Annotated in this window: 13 protein-coding genes; 6 read left to right on the forward strand and 7 right to left on the reverse strand. The window is 53.1% G+C overall.

What is annotated here, in order from left to right:
- Positions 1 to 10: 10 nt before the first annotated feature.
- The gene (locus tag H6F91_RS06345) at positions 11 to 871 is read left to right on the forward strand and encodes a CPBP family intramembrane glutamic endopeptidase (protein ID WP_242035660.1); all 861 of its coding nucleotides are present in this window, start codon (positions 11 to 13) and stop codon (positions 869 to 871) included.
- A 176-nt stretch (positions 872 to 1,047) separates the two neighbouring features.
- On the forward strand, positions 1,048 to 1,668 hold the full coding sequence (locus H6F91_RS06350) for a DUF3611 family protein (RefSeq protein ID WP_190770709.1): 621 nt from the start codon (positions 1,048 to 1,050) through the stop codon (positions 1,666 to 1,668).
- A 30-nt stretch (positions 1,669 to 1,698) separates the two neighbouring features.
- Here H6F91_RS06350 and H6F91_RS06355 read toward each other — a convergent pair whose 3' ends face one another.
- On the reverse strand, positions 1,699 to 4,428 hold the full coding sequence (locus H6F91_RS06355; protein WP_190770710.1) for a GAF domain-containing protein: 2,730 nt from the start codon (positions 4,426 to 4,428) through the stop codon (positions 1,699 to 1,701).
- Between the two features lie 344 nt (positions 4,429 to 4,772).
- Positions 4,773 to 5,264, reverse strand: coding sequence for a hypothetical protein (locus H6F91_RS06360; protein WP_190770711.1), 492 nt, complete (start codon positions 5,262 to 5,264; stop codon positions 4,773 to 4,775).
- 220 nt (positions 5,265 to 5,484) lie between these two features.
- Between H6F91_RS06360 and ligA the strand changes: the two genes are divergently transcribed.
- A complete protein-coding gene (ligA, locus tag H6F91_RS06365; RefSeq protein ID WP_190770712.1) occupies positions 5,485 to 7,527 on the forward strand; it encodes an NAD-dependent DNA ligase LigA in 2,043 nt (680 codons plus the stop codon).
- 209 nt (positions 7,528 to 7,736) lie between these two features.
- A complete protein-coding gene (locus H6F91_RS06370; RefSeq protein WP_190789257.1) occupies positions 7,737 to 9,413 on the forward strand; it encodes an alpha/beta hydrolase in 1,677 nt (558 codons plus the stop codon).
- Positions 9,414 to 9,705: 292 nt separating this feature from the next.
- On the opposite strand, the gene H6F91_RS06375 is transcribed toward H6F91_RS06370, so the two are convergent.
- Together H6F91_RS06375 and petN are read right to left on the reverse strand one after the other, a co-directional pair.
- Positions 9,706 to 9,852: a hypothetical protein gene (locus tag H6F91_RS06375; RefSeq protein WP_190770290.1), complete on the reverse strand. Its 147-nt coding sequence runs from the start codon at positions 9,850 to 9,852 to the stop codon at positions 9,706 to 9,708.
- A gap of 13 nt (positions 9,853 to 9,865) precedes the next feature.
- Positions 9,866 to 9,955: a cytochrome b6-f complex subunit PetN gene (gene petN / locus H6F91_RS06380; protein WP_075599400.1), complete on the reverse strand. Its 90-nt coding sequence runs from the start codon at positions 9,953 to 9,955 to the stop codon at positions 9,866 to 9,868.
- A 466-nt stretch (positions 9,956 to 10,421) separates the two neighbouring features.
- On the opposite strand from petN, the gene H6F91_RS06385 reads away from it, so the two are divergent.
- Positions 10,422 to 11,570, forward strand: a complete 1,149-nt coding sequence (locus tag H6F91_RS06385) for a TonB family protein (RefSeq protein ID WP_190789258.1) — start codon at positions 10,422 to 10,424, stop codon at positions 11,568 to 11,570.
- Here the strand turns inward: H6F91_RS06385 and H6F91_RS06390 are convergent.
- From H6F91_RS06390 to H6F91_RS06400, 3 genes are all read right to left on the reverse strand, one after another.
- The gene (locus H6F91_RS06390) at positions 11,512 to 11,826 is read right to left on the reverse strand and encodes a hypothetical protein (protein WP_190770285.1); all 315 of its coding nucleotides are present in this window, start codon (positions 11,824 to 11,826) and stop codon (positions 11,512 to 11,514) included. The genes H6F91_RS06385 and H6F91_RS06390 overlap by 59 nt on opposite strands.
- Positions 11,827 to 12,738: 912 nt before the next feature.
- The gene (locus H6F91_RS06395; protein WP_190770284.1) at positions 12,739 to 13,341 is read right to left on the reverse strand and encodes a DUF721 domain-containing protein; all 603 of its coding nucleotides are present in this window, start codon (positions 13,339 to 13,341) and stop codon (positions 12,739 to 12,741) included.
- A gap of 229 nt (positions 13,342 to 13,570) precedes the next feature.
- Entirely contained in the window at positions 13,571 to 13,768 is a 198-nt protein-coding gene (locus H6F91_RS06400) for a hypothetical protein (protein ID WP_190770283.1), read from the reverse strand.
- Positions 13,769 to 14,087: 319 nt separating this feature from the next.
- Between H6F91_RS06400 and H6F91_RS06405 the strand changes: the two genes are divergently transcribed.
- Positions 14,088 to 15,401, forward strand: a complete 1,314-nt coding sequence (locus H6F91_RS06405) for a hypothetical protein (RefSeq protein WP_190770282.1) — start codon at positions 14,088 to 14,090, stop codon at positions 15,399 to 15,401.
- Position 15,402: the final 1 nt, after the last annotated feature.

The following is a 15,402-nucleotide window of genomic DNA, read 5'->3' on the forward strand; positions in this document are numbered from 1 at the left end:
CCTACTGTTAATGACAATGAGTCATTCCGCGATCGCCATGCTCACTTACCTCACAGCCCTGGCCCCCAAACCCTGGTATCTAAGAGTCGGCGCATTTTGGCTGCTGCTGCTGCTGCTCTGGTTACCTCTATGGGCCGTGGTGTCAACCCTTGTAGACAACCTCACCCTGGAAACCATTGTGGTCATGGTCGGGCTCTACGGTATCTTCTTAGGGTTACTGCGAGTGTGGGGGCGACAGGTTCACGGGGTTACCCAATGCTTTGAGTACTACGGGTTAGGATGGCATTGGAATAACGGCCGAGCCGGGTTGATTGGACTGGGAGTTGGACTGGGGCTCATTGCTCTGTTATTTGGTGTAGAAACTCTGTTGGGATGGGTGAGATGGAATGCACTTCCAGCCAATTTTGGGCTGCTGCTAACCCAAGGGGCACTGCTTGGAATTGCTGTTGGGATTGTGGAGGAATTGCTATTTCGAGGCTGGTGGCTGGATGAGTTGCAGCGAGATTTGCGGCCCTGGCCTGCGGCCATTTGGAATGCTGGGCTATTCGCTACGCTGCATTTCATCAAACCTTTGGAGCAGGTTTTGTATACACTGCCCCAATTTTTTGGGCTGGTGTTATTGGGTCTAATTTTGGGGCGGGCAAAGCAACGGACGGGCCAATTGGGGTTATCCATTGGATTGCATGGGGGGCTTGTCTGGGGCTATTACCTGGTGGATGTCGGAGATTGGGTGGTGTATGGCGATCGCATTCCCTCCTGGCTCACGGGCATCAACGGTAATCCCCTGGCTGGGGCAATGGGTTTATTGCTCTTGCTGGCTGTCCTGATAGGGCTTAACAACGTTCCATTAACCGCATTGAAACGTTCCTAAACCCAGAGGCACTCCTGTTAGGAGATTTCCAGCAATGAAATTACACCCAACATCCTGGTAAGTTCTTATGCAAAAACCTCCTTAATGCGATGTGACGAAGCGCATACAGCATCAACAAAACGGGGTTTAGAATAGTTGAAACAAAACCACTGTGTAGACTCCCCTCCATGAACCCTATGTCGAGCCAACTGGACTCTTACTCGGTTCCCCCTGCTGTGCGTCGTGTGGCGCTCGCATTCCGGCGAGCGGGTCTGTTGAGTTTCTGGTCACAGGTGGTCTTGGGGGCAGTTTCTACCGTCGTTTTGGTTTTCAGTAGCTTATTTCTCGCCAACCGCTCGACGGTTAGCACCAATCTTCCCAATGTCCCCAACGTGGTCACAACCCAAAGTAACCCTGGCGCAGGATTCGGGTTGGTGTTGATTGGGTTAGGGCTCCTTGCGTTATACGTCAGCATTTATTGGGCCTACACCTATATTCGACTGGCGAAAAAGCTGCGGGATAACGATTCCGGTAAGCGGCCCAAACGCACCGATGTGTTCCGTCAGTTGCGGATGGGGTTGACCCTCAATATGGTTGGGATGTTGCTGACCCTGCTGGGTGGGTTTGCCATTGTGGGGACGCTGGTAGGTAAAGCATTTCAGGTTACGGCCGTGTCGGCATTGGGAGGAATCGGCGATCGCCTCATCACCGCCTCCGATATTTTCCCCGTCCAGGGCGTCTTTCTAGTGTTACTGGCTCACTTTGTGGCGATCGTTTCATCGCTCTGGTTATTACGAGCGATGAGCCGACAAGCGTAATAAAAAAGAGGGGCCTTCGGCCCCTCTTTTTTATTTCTCGGTCATCGTCCACACACCCTCTTCCCATGTTTCATCTGTGGGAGGGTTACTGAGCCAGTAATTGATTCGTTGCAGGTGCAACTCGGCCGCTTTGTCCTTGGTATCAATTTCTTCCAGGATCGTGGCAAAGGAAGCCATCGCCCTGGCAAAGCGGCGATTAAGATAGTGTTCGCGACCTTCACGATAAAGGTCAATTTGGCGTTTCTTCACGTCATCCAGCGGTTCATCTTGTAGACCCATGAGGTCGTAGATCCGAATGGGCTGGTTTTTGCCCTTCACCCGGATGCGATCGAGTTCACGAGACCAGATGCGATCGGCACAGGGTTCGTAGGTGAACTCGCTCAGCACAATATCGGTGCCATAAAGCTTACTGGCACTTTCCAGACGAGAGCCCAGGTTTACTCCATCCCCGATCGCCGTAAACTCCATCCGCTTACTCGACCCGATGTTGCCGCTGATCACGGTATCAGAGTTTAAGCCAATCCCAATGCGGATAATGGGTAAGTCTTTCTCTGCCCGTTTAATGTTGAACTCTGCCAAGCGATGCCGCATTTCTACTGCCGTTTGCACCGCCATCCATTGATGCTCTGCCAGGGGTAGGGGTGAGCCATAGACGGCCATAATGGCATCCCCAATGTATTTATCCAGGGTACCTTTATAGCTAAATACAGCTTCCACCATCGCTTCGAAGTACTGGTTTAGCATAACCACCACCTCTTCCGCGCTCATGGTTTCCGTCAGACTGGTGTAGCTGCGAATGTCAGAGAAAAGAACCGAAACCTCCTTGCGATCGCCCCCCATCTTCGCCGCATCGGGATTCTCGAACAACTGACGCGCCACTTCTTCACTCATATAGCGCGACATGGTGAGCTTCAGCCGTTTTTCATCACTGATGTCTTCCATGACCACCAGTGCCCCCGAAACCTGGGTCGCATCGGCGGCATCAGCAATGGTGTTGATGGACAGGTTGATACTGTGCTGTTCTTTACCCGTTAGGTCCTGAAGCGTCAGGTCAGGGTAGTATTGCTCGCGGCTCTTGTCATCCTTGGCTTCCAGGGCCATATCGACCCAGCGATCGAACTCTCCCTTTTCCAACTGCATCAACTTGCGGACAGATTGCCCCTCTAGATAGGAGGCTGGATCAAGACCCAGCAACTCCTTGGCACTCTCATTAGCCGCGATAATAATGCCATTTTTATCAACAGAGATGACACCATTGGTGAGCGATCGCAACATATCCCGTTGGGTCTGCTCCTGCTGCTTCACCTTGGCAAACAGCTTGGCATTCTTCAGCGCGACCCCAGCTTGAATGTTGAACACCTCCATGAATTCCTGGTCCGTGCGGTTGAAGCTGGCACGCCAGCACTCAGGAGCTTCGGGCCAGTGCTGCGGATCATAGGGCGGTAAGTCACCCTGTTTCTTCTTGTTCACCAACTGGGTAACACCGATGAGTTCCCCATCAGCGAACACGGGCATACAGAGCAAGCTACAGGTGCGATAGTGATTGGTCTGATCTAACTTTTTAGAGGTTTCTGAAGCCGGATGGTCGTAGAGATCAAAGGGAATAATGAGCACCTCCCCTGTTTCCGCTACCTGACCGGCAAAACCAACCCCAATAGGAATGCGCAACTCCTTTAAGGAACCATCGTCATTTTCAATTTTGGTCCAGATCTCATGGTGTTCGTGGTCGAGCAGCCAGAGGGTACTGCGATCGGCATTCATTAGCTTTTTCGCCTCGTCCATCACCCGCTTCAGGGTGTCATCCAGGTCAAGGCTGCTACGGCTAAGGGATTCTGTTGCCGCAATCAGAGCGCTGGCGGCCCGCTGCTTCTGAGTTGCCAGATAGAAGGAGCGCGAGGACTCTAGAATCAGGCGAATCGATGGGGCAAACTCCCGAAAAACCTGCTCATCATCGGCAGTAAAGCCTGTATCGTCAATTTTTTCATTTAGAGGTAATTCTCCATCAACCCCAGGCTTGAGCTTATTGATCAGTTGCACCACAGCGACCAGATCATCCCGGTCGTTGAGTAGGGGCATGGCCAGCATCGTGTAGGTGCGATAGCCGTTCTCTTTATCTGTTTTTTGGGCGAAGGTCGAACGGGGATCATTGTAGAAATCGTAGGGGATGTTGACCACCCGCCGGAAAGTAGCCACCTCTCCTGCGATCCCCTTATCAGCAGGGATGCGGATTTCGAGGGTACCTCCCCCTGCGGTTTTCGCCACGATGGAGTAAAGTTCGTTCTTCTCTTCGTCTAACAGAAAGATGCTGGCTCGATCGGCATTCAACAGTTCCGCCGTCTTAAAGGTAATGGAGCTCAGCATTTCCTCCAGAATGGCATCAAACCCCTGCACATCCAGCATCGAGAGGGTCTGGTTCACCACCCGCAGTCGTTCTTCAACATCAGTGACCACCTGGCGGAAGGTGTCTTGCGTGAGGGGAGCCAGAAAGCTGGAAAAGGAGCTGCCTGGGGAAGCTAACCCTGGTACTTGAGACTGAGCACGCGCCAACTGCCCACCATCTTTGGATGCTTCATTAATAGGAGTGACATCGAGCGTGATGCTATCGGATTGGCGATCGCGCGGATGCATCCGCTGTACTGCCTGTTCAATGATTGAGGGGGTCTCCGTCTGAACCGGTACTACAGTCAACTCCCCTTCAGCGGCTGGCACCACGGGGAGGGCTGAGTTCCGGTCGGGTAGATGCGAAGACGTTGGAGTCATAGCGATGAAACCTGATAATGGGGCGATCGCCTCTTTTCCTGAAAATACCGCACTCTGTTTCTCCTTCTCACATCACTCAATAAAGTGAGACGCAGGTCTAAGGGCAGGATAGGCCAAGAAATCACTAGGGCAGATGCAGATTTAAAGAAAAAATTACGACCAGGCCGAAAAAAGCACGATGCTTTTACCTATGACTCTAGCCAGTAGATCTAGATCAGACAAGATGCTTCCCATACCAAATGATAGAAAGCTATCGCTCTTCATCGACTTTTTAAGAAGGTTTTACCCGAGAAGTGCTAAGCCATCCCAGCAGTTCTGCCTGGTGTAGAGATTAGGGGCAAAGATTACGAGTCCCGCTTCTTAATTGTGAAGGAGATGGAGCGGGAAGGCGTCGAGGGAGGAGCAGGAGCCGTGCTGGACGGTGACCATGCTTTAGGCGGCATAACTTGGGTCTGAGGAGGTGCAGCAGGGATCGGGGTTGAAGCTGGTTGCGTGGAGCCAGGCAAACCTTGAGCGCTCCCTGGCTTTAGCTGCTTGGGAAGTTTATCAAGGTTGGAAGCGATCGCTAACAAAATGCCTGCCACCAAAACCCCTGGCGGCGACCCCACCAGGCTCGACAGCCAGGGATACAGCTCCGCTGCACCAAAAAACACTACAAATAGAACGAGAAAGGGGGTAACCCAAATACGCATGAGAGTCGAAAGGGGGCACTCTCGCCCGGACAGCGCTCCGGAACGTTCCCCATCTTCGCAGGATACCGAAAGATAGGACGAATGACACAAGTTCTGGCAGTAAGGCAGGCTCCATTCCCGCAATTCTGATGAGGTTTTAGCCAAGGCCGGAATTGCTGACTACATCCGCCCGACCTCTACAAAAGCCTTTGGACTCAGCAATTCTCATTTTGGAATCCAACCCGAAAATAGCCCGCCTTCGGCGGGCTATTTTCGGGCTTCAAAGCTGAGAGTTCGTGCCCGAAGGGCACGAACTCTCAGCTTTGAAGCCCATACTGAGAATTGCTGCTTTAGACTAGCCAAAGGAGAGACAAGGAGAGGAATTGTGACATCGTTGGCGACACCCCTTACAGCCCAGCAACGGGCAGCCCAACTGCGACAGCAGTTGAACCAGGCCAGTTACGAATATTACATATTGGATGCGCCGACGTTGCCTGACTCGGTCTATGACCAGCTCTACCGAGAATTGCAAGACCTGGAGGCCCAATACCCCGACCTGATCGCTCCCGATAGCCCTACGCAGCGGGTGGGCGAACGGCCCGCCGCCCAGTTTAATTCGGTGCGCCACAACATTCCGCTTTACAGCCTGGAAAATGCCTTTAATGTGGATGAGTTAGCCACCTGGCAGATGCGCTGGCAGCGGGTAGCACCAGAGGTGAACGACTTTGAGTATGTGTCTGAGTTGAAAATTGATGGGTCGGCGATCGCCCTCACCTACGAAGACGGTCTCCTGGTCAGAGGCGCAACCCGAGGTGACGGCGTTACCGGGGAAGACATCACCCAGAACATTCGCACCATTCGCACCATTCCTCTACGGCTACAACTGGACAATCCGCCCCCTCGCATTGAAGTGCGTGGCGAGGCGTTTTTACCCCTGGAATCCTTTAAGCAGATTAATCGGGAACGGGAGGAGATTGGCGAAGCTCTGTTTGCCAACCCCCGCAACGCTGCTGCCGGAACCTTGCGGCAACTCGACTCGCGGATTGTGGCCCAGCGACGGTTGGACTTTTTTGCCTATACTCTACAAATTCCTGTCAATGGTGAGGAGGGGCATGGCTCCCTGAAAAGCCAGTGGGAAGCCCTGGAACAGCTTCAGAAAATGGGTTTCCGGGTCAATCCCAATCGGCAGTTGTGCCGCTCTCTGGCCGAGCTGCAAGAGTTTACGAACCGTTGGGAGCAAGAGCGGTTCAATCTGCCTTATCTAACGGATGGGTTGGTAGTGAAGCTCAATTCCTTTGCCCTGCAAGAACGGCTGGGCTTTACCCAAAAGTTTCCCCGCTGGGCGATCGCCCTCAAATACCCCGCCGAAGAATCCCCCACCGTCGTCAAGCAAATTACCGTCAACGTCGGCCGGACGGGTGCCGTCACCCCGGTAGCGGAACTCAACCCCGTCCAACTAGCGGGCACCACTGTACAGCGGGCTACCCTGCATAATGCTGACTTCGTAGCCGCCCTGGATGTACGAGAGGGAGATACGGTCATCGTTCGCAAAGCTGGGGAAATTATCCCCGAGGTCGTGCGCGTGCTGGTTGACCTGCGCCCCGAAGGAACGACACCTTATCAAATGCCACCCCACTGCCCCGAGTGCAGCACCGCTCTGGTCAAACCGTTAGGGGAAGCTGTCACCCGATGCCCTAACCCTGAGTGTCCCGCTATTGTGCGAGGCGCCATCATCCACTGGGCTTCCCGGAGTGCGCTGGATATTAATGGCCTGGGGGAAAAGTGGGTAGCGCAGTTCGCCAAGCACGGTCTCCTCAAGCGAGTATCCGATCTCTACACCCTGACCCCCGAGCAACTACAAACCCTGGAACGGATGGGGAAAAAATCCTCAGAGAATTTGGTGAAGGCGATCGCCCAATCCAAATCTCAACCCTGGTCTCGCGTACTCTACGGTTTGGGAATCCGCCATGTGGGAGCAGTAAATGCTCAGGTATTGGTCGAGCACTTCTCTTCGGTGGATGCACTGGCGGCGGCAGGGACAGAGGCGATCGCCCAGGTTCACGGCATTGGCCCCGAAATTGCTCAGTCGGTTTATGAATGGTTTCGAAAAGACAATAACCGCTATTTAATTGAGCAACTCAAAGCGGCGGGCGTTACGTTAGAAGCAACGGAACCCAGCCAGAAATCTGTCACAGTCACTGCCATCACGGGCAAGACCTTTGTCTTGACCGGCACCCTACCCACCCTCAGCCGAGATGATGCTGCCGAGCTGATTAAACAAGCCGGTGGAAAAGTAACGGGCTCAGTCAGCAAGAAGACGAATTACGTGGTTGTGGGTGAAGATGCGGGATCAAAATTGGAGAAGGCGATCGCCCTGGGAATCACCCAGTTGTCGGAAGCAGAACTCCTGGAACTTCTGAAACAATAAGCTCATCCATATTATTAGGTTGCTGCCCCTGGTGCTCTGTCAAGAATTTTTGTCAGGTCTGCGAATCTACAAAAAGGTTCTTAAACTTACTTTTTAAGAGCCGAGTAGCTGACTCTTAAAGATTGACCGGGCACAAGCGGCGGCACTGGATAGCGTAGCGGATTACCCCCATGAGCAGGTATCACAATTTAAAGTTGGGGGATCGTGCCTTGGCTGGACGGCGTCCGAGACAAACGCCCTGGCGCTGGGAACGTTGGTTAGGATGGATTGTGCCCCTAGCAATGGCTCTGACCCCTGCTCATGCCGCCGAGCGGATTACCCTTTCCTATGGGTTACTCGAACGCAGCATCAGCATCGAAACCCTCGAACAGTTCTCTGCCAGCGAAGACATACCTCAGGAGCTCAAGTCTTACACGCGAGCCTTTACCCCTGAACAGGTCGAACAGTTTCGACAATTACTCAGGACACGGTTTGACCTTTCTCCGGTCGGCATTTCCCAGTTTCTCTATACCGATCAGGGAGAAGCTCTGCTGGAACAATTGGGAGCCGTTGTGCGCACAGAGTCCGGGCGATCGGGTTCTCGTGCCCTTCGAGCGGCTCTCGTGCTGGCGGCCTTTGACCCAGAGGGGCTGACTCCCCTCACGGTGCTGCAACACTTCCCCCTGGATGGCTTGCAAATTGACCTGACCCAAACCTCCCAGATTGTTGCCCAGGTGCAGCGGCAAGTAACTCAGACCCAGCGGGCGATCGCTGCCATCGAAGCAGAAGCTGATGAGTCGATTGATAACACCCCCTCGCCCAACTTCTCAGAGTTACCACAACTAGAACGGCGTGGGTCTTTTCGCATTGATCAATACACCTTTGAGCTAGTCGATACAGAGCGCGATCGCACCTTTGCCGTTGACCTGTACCTCCCCGTTCTGGAACTGAATCAACCACCGCCTCCTATCGTAGTCATTTCCCATGGTCTGGGGTCAAACCGGGATACCTTCGCCTATTTGGCCCGGCACCTCACCTCCCATGGCTTTGCCGTGGCGGTACCCGAGCACCCCGGAAGCAACACCCAACAACTGGAAGCCCTGATTGAGGGGCGGGCCCAGCAGGTCACAGAACCCAGTGAATTCATCAATCGCCCTCTAGATGTAACCCGGTTGCTCGACGAACTGGAGCGCCGGGCCCAGCAAGACCCGACCTTGCGAGGACGGTATGACGTGCAGCACGTTGGGGTCATGGGACAATCCCTCGGAGCCTATACCGCTTTTGCTCTGGCCGGGGTTCCTCTCAACCGTACCCAGTTGGCAGCCGATTGTGCCGCGACAAACACCATCACCTTCTCGCTCAATCTCTCATTGCTATTGCAGTGTGATGTGCTAAATTTGCCCATTCCCGATCAACTCAACTTTCGAGATGAGCGGGTCAAAGCTATTTTTGCCATTAACACTGTAGGTAGCAGCCTGCTCGATCGCACGGCCCTGGCTCAGGTCGATATTCCTGTCATGGTAGTGTCGGGTGGTGCAGATACCGTCACTCCGGCCCTACCGGAGCAGATCACCCCCTTCTCTCAATTGGCCATACCCGATCGCTATCTGTTGATGATGGAAAATGCAACTCACTTTTCCGCCATCGACATTCCAGAAGGCGAGACGGCTACGGTCACCCTGCCCTCGGAACTGGTAGGACCAAGCCCGGCGATCGCTCATCAGTATCTCACAGCCTTCAGCCTGGCCTTTTTTGGGCATTATCTGCAAAATGATGGCTCTCTGGAGAATTACCTTACTCCGGCCTATGCCCGCTATCTGAGCCAACCCGATTTGCCCATTGACCTAGTTCGTAACTTCTCCCCAGGCGTGCTTTCCCTGGTTGAGGCAATTCCTCTCAACCGATAGTTTGGAGGAACTCTAAAACTGGATGAAAGAGTCATTTTTTTCGTGCGCTTACCGTACGAAACCTCAGTTCGGGATAAGCTGAAGTGCTCATTTTGGCGTGCGCAAAGCGCACGCCAAAATGAGCGTTTTCGAGTGCCGCGCGTTGCGCGGCACTCGAAAACGCCCTTAACCCGAACTCAGGTTACGAAGAAAATGACTCTTAAAACCGCCTGAGCCGATGACCAGTCCTGTTGAACGCAAAAAGGTGCAGCATGTTACGCTGCACCTTTTTATATAGACGGTTCTTAGGTAGCTACCGCTTACCCCGTCGCTCCTGATCTTGACGGCGGCGATCGCGCCAATCGATGGCGGTGAGATAAGCCACACCACCCGTAACCAGCAACATCAACAGCAGGGCAACTGTAGACAGAATAATCAGAGGTGAGATCTCAATGGGCATTGGAAAGGCTCATCTAGAAACCGTTACGTCCCCACACCACCATTGAAATGGAGAAGGTAAAAACGACCAGCAGCGAAACCCAGCCCAAGGTCAAGATATCCATAAGTGCAGTACCCAACTGACATAACACAGCGTTCATCGCCTATGATACCGCCTTTTGGATAGCCTTAGAGCCAGCCGCAACGATCCCATTATCCCTCTAAGAATCCGTTTGCAAGTCTTGGAAAGGGTTGATACTGCGTATGAAGCATCAACCCTTTCCAAGACTTGCAAATCAGTTTTAAAGCCTATATAAATCTGCCAAATATAGCGTTACTTTGCTCGATGACATAGGTGCTTCCGCAACATCTGACAAAATAGCGGAAGTACCATCCTAATGCGGAGAGATCAGCAGCGCAGCGTGCTAAATATCTCTTGCATCGAGTTAGGGTTGGCTACGGTCGTCAAACACCTGAAGGTGTGATTAGATGAAGGCAATTTTTAGCGGGAAGGCAATTTTAATGGCGTAGAAGCTTATCGTGACAGCTTCGGTCGTGGCTAAGGTCTTCCAGGTTTTTGGGTGGTGAGGAATGAGTCTTGCTCGAAAGTATCGCGTTCAGTTTGCGGCTCCCCGGGGCGATCGCATTCTGTTCTATTTAGTAACAGCTATAGCATTCCATGCTGGGGCTGGGGCTGCCGGATTTGTCGGTTGGCAAGAATGGCAAGCCACTGCTCCAGAGGCGATCGCCAGCACTCCCATTGAATTCATCTATATTGATGCTGACGATGATGCGTCTGTAGAAAATACCCCTCGACGAGCGCAATCTAATACCAAAGCTCAGGGTGAGCACCGGCCTAACTTACCGATTAATGCTGGGAAAGCAACCGCTGCTCCACAAAAAGCAATTCTGGCTGAAGACGCTTCTAAACCCGTTAATGCGGCTACTCTCAACATCCCAGGAGAAGTGCGTCCAGCCCAAAATAACGTGCCCCCTCCGGCATCACAAACTCCGCCCGTCGAAGAAGCAAAAGCTGTAACAGCTGATGCACCCACGACCCCACCCCCTTTGGTCGCCCCATCCCTCTCTACACCGGTCCCAACGTTGCCCTCTGAGGTAGTGGTTTCTCCGAGCACGATTTCACCAGAACCTGAAGTTGATCCCGCTGCACAGCCTTTCCCATTGCCCGAACCGCCAGAAGTTCCCTCGCCGCAGGCGATATCAGAGGCTGAAACTTTAGAGGCGAGCGTCCCCACTGAAAGCGCCCCCGCAGACGCAACACCCGCCTCGGTAACCCAGCCTATCGCTGCGAACACAGGGTTAGAAGGAACACCGAACCCGGATTACACCAACCAGGACGGCCCCGTACAGGTTGCCGCCCAGCAGGATGAGTTACGGGGAGCCTACGCTGCCCAGGTCAATGCCCAAATTATTGCTCAGTGGGAACGAATTCCTTTGGATGTTAGCCGTCAGGCGATCGTTCGTTTGGAGGTCGACCGCCTGGGGAATTTGCGACAGGTGGCATTAACACAGCCCTCCGGTTCTGCTGCAGCCGATCAAGCCGCATTGGAGGCTGTGCGTAATACAGCACCCTTTCAAGCTTTTAATGATGAGATGACCGATGAGCGCTTGGGGATCAATATGACGTTCAATTACACCATCGCGACACCCACAACAGCTGCTACGCCATCAGGGAGGGAGGCCGCACCAATCGCCGCACCGCACCCGCAATCGGAATGACGTCCGCCGCAGTTGGTACTTCCATGACGGCAACGGTGGGGATCACTTCCATAACAGGGGTAAGCGCTGGTTGATAGAGTAAATCTTCGTCTGTTTTAACGGAAGATTCAGCAAAACAGGGTGTCGCTAAAGGACACGCTTTCCATTGAGCCTGTACGGGAACCCCCAGCTGATGACAGTTACCGCCCCGACGCCCTTCAACCTGGTAATAAAGGCAATGACGGCATGCGGAAACTTTGGGAGAAATGCTGCTCATTGGAAGATTTGATAGTGGAGGAAGTACTCCTATTCTGCGTTGGGTTTCGATCGAAGTTTTCTATAAAAAACCCACTCAAGACCTTATTTTTGTAAGGGTTCTAGCGATCCCAAATAAAAAACAAGTTTTACATTCTCTTCCGTTTTCGGTTAATTAAAGACACAGAAAAAAAGCACTAGTTTTTCTGTAGTAGGTATTATCCTTTACAAACCTAAGAACCCTCTCATTCCAAGAGCAACTGATCGGGGATCATCGGAAACAGGAAGCCAGGAGTATGGAAAGAAATACAATCTTCCAGTAGGAATTTCCAGAGTTAAAAAACAATTTAGCGATCGCTTCCACCCAGAGATTGAGCTAATTTCACTTTTATTAGGCAAATTTTCGGATCCTCAAAAAATCTTCTTGGTGTAGTACCAGTAGCCCCAAGAAACCTCGGCAAAACCAAGCAGCAATCCAGCAAATACTTAGAATGACGCATCGACACCTTGCATCTTCTGTGGAAGTGCAGCAATTCTCATAGTGGGCTTTGAGGCCTGAAAACTGCTCACCTCAGGCGAGCGGTTTTCAGGCTTGATTCCAAAATAAGAACTGCTGATGGGGGTAGCGGCACGGTTATGACTCCCACAAGGGCCTAGATTGACAGCTCAATGCCCCTGTGTTTGAGATGGAGGTGCTTGCACCTTCATCTCAAACACAGGGACTGTATTTCTACCACCTAGAATTTATTCAAAAAACTAATTTTGGGAAGGCATGGCCCAACGCGCACATCAAAATGGGCTTTTCGAGGGGCGCTTTGCGCGCCCCTCGAAAAGCCCATATCCCAAACTCAGGTTTGGTACAAAATTACGTAGGGCTACAAAGCACGCCCCTATAACGTTAAGAAGGCTTTGTCCACCCTGCCAACATCTCAAGTTAAACGGATGGGTCGGGCACAGACTCATCCTTTGAAGCATTGTCTCCACCGGGAGCCCAAGCTTTTGCAGCACATAACGAGCAAACTGACCAGCGCCGCAATTCCCCTTCTGGCGTAGGACAACGGCAGTCAGGGCACAGCGGCAAGTGTTGAGCGCGCGATCGCACTCGCCCTGCCCAAGCCTGAAACGCTGTCGTCGCATCCTTCGAAGGAGCCGGAGGCACAATCACAGACCCCGGGCCGCTTGTACGGCTGGGATGTTGCTGCCAAATCTTTTGCGACTCGGAAGCGATCGTTTCTGCCCCGCCGTTATACCAGTGAGCTGTGGAGAAGCGAATATCTTTAACGGCTAAAGATAGCTGAGAGTTGAGCTTATCGAGAATACGCTGCCGCTCAAACATCAGGTTCTGTGCCCACACCGAACTACTGGTCGCTACCTGAAGTACATCCCGTTGCAACGCAATGGGACGAGTTTGGGCTGCAACCGCTGTTCCCACCACCTCGGGCCAGTGAGCCAGCAAGCGCTGAAACTGTTGCCGATGGTTCCAGGTGGGCTCCTGCTCAAAAGAACCTAGTACTTGGTGGAGCGATCGCCACGCCATAAGATTTCCAAAACCTTCAATTCAAAATTGATTAACGAATCCCGAGTCTACCGATACCCTAGCCGACATCAATCGATACCAATCTAACGTCAATTCATACTATCAACAGGACTCCTATGGCTTTACCAGATTTAGCGTAGTTGTGCTTTTTACTCGAACATTGTCCACTATATATGGTACAGCCACACTAGTTATTAAATTTGCTAAAGAATTCGGTGATCCCCCTCTCTCACGGATCAAAAATGCTGCCTTCGAGTAGGCGTTCATTGATGGCAGGCTCACCCAATACGGTTACAGCGGTGGGAGAGCTAAAGACTAAGTCCTCAGCTCTCCCACCGCCGCAACTCAAATGAACCTGGCTACAGTTCAGCTCAGGGCTTACGCAAGTCCGCTCTATCAGAGCATTAATGTTGGGTGTGCTTTTCACACGACACCCAACATTAATGCGTAAGTTCTGTCAGCTCTTAAAAGCAGTGGCCCCAGCGATGCAGGCGCAACAATTTCCTACGTGCAATCAATCCTTAAACTGGACCGCTGACGGCTAGATTTGAGCTCCGAGGCTAGAAGTTCATACTGGTAGAGCCCGACCTTCCAGTCTCGTTCTTGGCGAGAATTGCCGATTCAGACGAGTTCTACCCCTGACTTTATTAAAATTCGCTATTATTATCAGTCATCATCAATAGAATAGAGGGCATACCCCTCGACCCGGCTATACGTTGCGTCCTTCCATGGCAGGAGAAAGACCCATGCCTCGCCGTCCATCCACTGATTCCGCTGCACCCCTGACGGATCTACATCCAGTGCTTCAGACAACGCTGCACTGTATGGATGTGCGCCTGGAGGACGAACTGGCTCGCTATCGGCGTGCACGACGGCGATCGCCCGTCCAGTCTCGCTGGGGAGAAGGGCAGCCGATCACAGACCCCGGAGTCAGCGCGATCGAAGCCGCTCCTCCCGTTGCGGAGACTGCTGCGTTGGCGATCGCTCCAAACCTGGCTGCCAATCTACAACCTGAACCCAGTTTCACCGCTCCTCTAGCGCCCGAAGCTCCCTCCAAGCCCTTTACCCCTCCCCAAACCGAAGGATATCCAGACTATTTGGAATCCTCTGAGCATTTGCTCCGTAGCCTGGCTGAAGACGAAGCTGAGCTGCGCACAGAGTCACAGTCAGCTCCTCGGTTGATGGATACGCTCCTGACTCCGCTTGGGGTAGGCTCCATGGTGCTACTGCTACTTTCCAGTGTGACCCTGGGGTACATCATGACCAACCCGAACGGACTGCCGTTCACGAGCGCCAAAGCTCCAGCTAATGAGGTTGGCACAGCCGCTTCTACAACCCCAGACACAACCACCGCCAGCAATGAGCCCAGTTCCTTCTACCCAGACCTATCAAGCGAAGAATTTCGTGATCTGAATTTGGACACCCTCAGCACACTGCCTGAGGATGGAACTTCCGAAGCCTCAACAACACCGAAACCTCCAACTGTCAACTCAAGCTCAGGGACGTCTGCGACTCCCCGCACTCCAACAGCAGCTCCCTCCATTGCTCCGAATACTGCTCGAGCAGCCCAGCCATCCCGAGCGGCCAGTTCTCCTTCAGCCAGTCGCCCGGCTGCATCTTCTCAACGCGCCAACACAGCTCCCGCTTCCCGGCCGGCAACCCCATCTCGCACCGCCAGCCGTCCGGCTCCAGCCGCATCTCCACGCCCTACAACCCGGCCCTCGGTTGCTGCCCGTCCAGCTTCTCGCCCGGCACCCGCTGCTTCCCGTCCGGCTCCATCCCCTGCTGCCTCTCGTCCGGCACCGTCACGACCGGCACCTACAGTAGCAGCCGCCCCATCGCGGCCATCCGCCTATTACTATGTCGTGACAGACTATACAGGCGATCGCAGCCTGGAGTCAGCTCGCCGTGCTGTAGGCGACGCTTATGTGCGCAACTTTGAGATTGGTGCGGTTGTCCAGTTTGGAGCATTTCAGGAAGAAGGCCGCGCCGAATCCCTACTTCAGGATTTGCAACAGCAAGGTATCCGAGCCAGAATCTATCGGGCTGAATCCAATTAGC

The organism is Leptolyngbya sp. FACHB-8 (assembly GCF_014695575.1).
In the GTDB taxonomy this organism is placed as follows: Bacteria; Cyanobacteriota; Cyanobacteriia; order Elainellales; family Elainellaceae; genus Vacuolonema.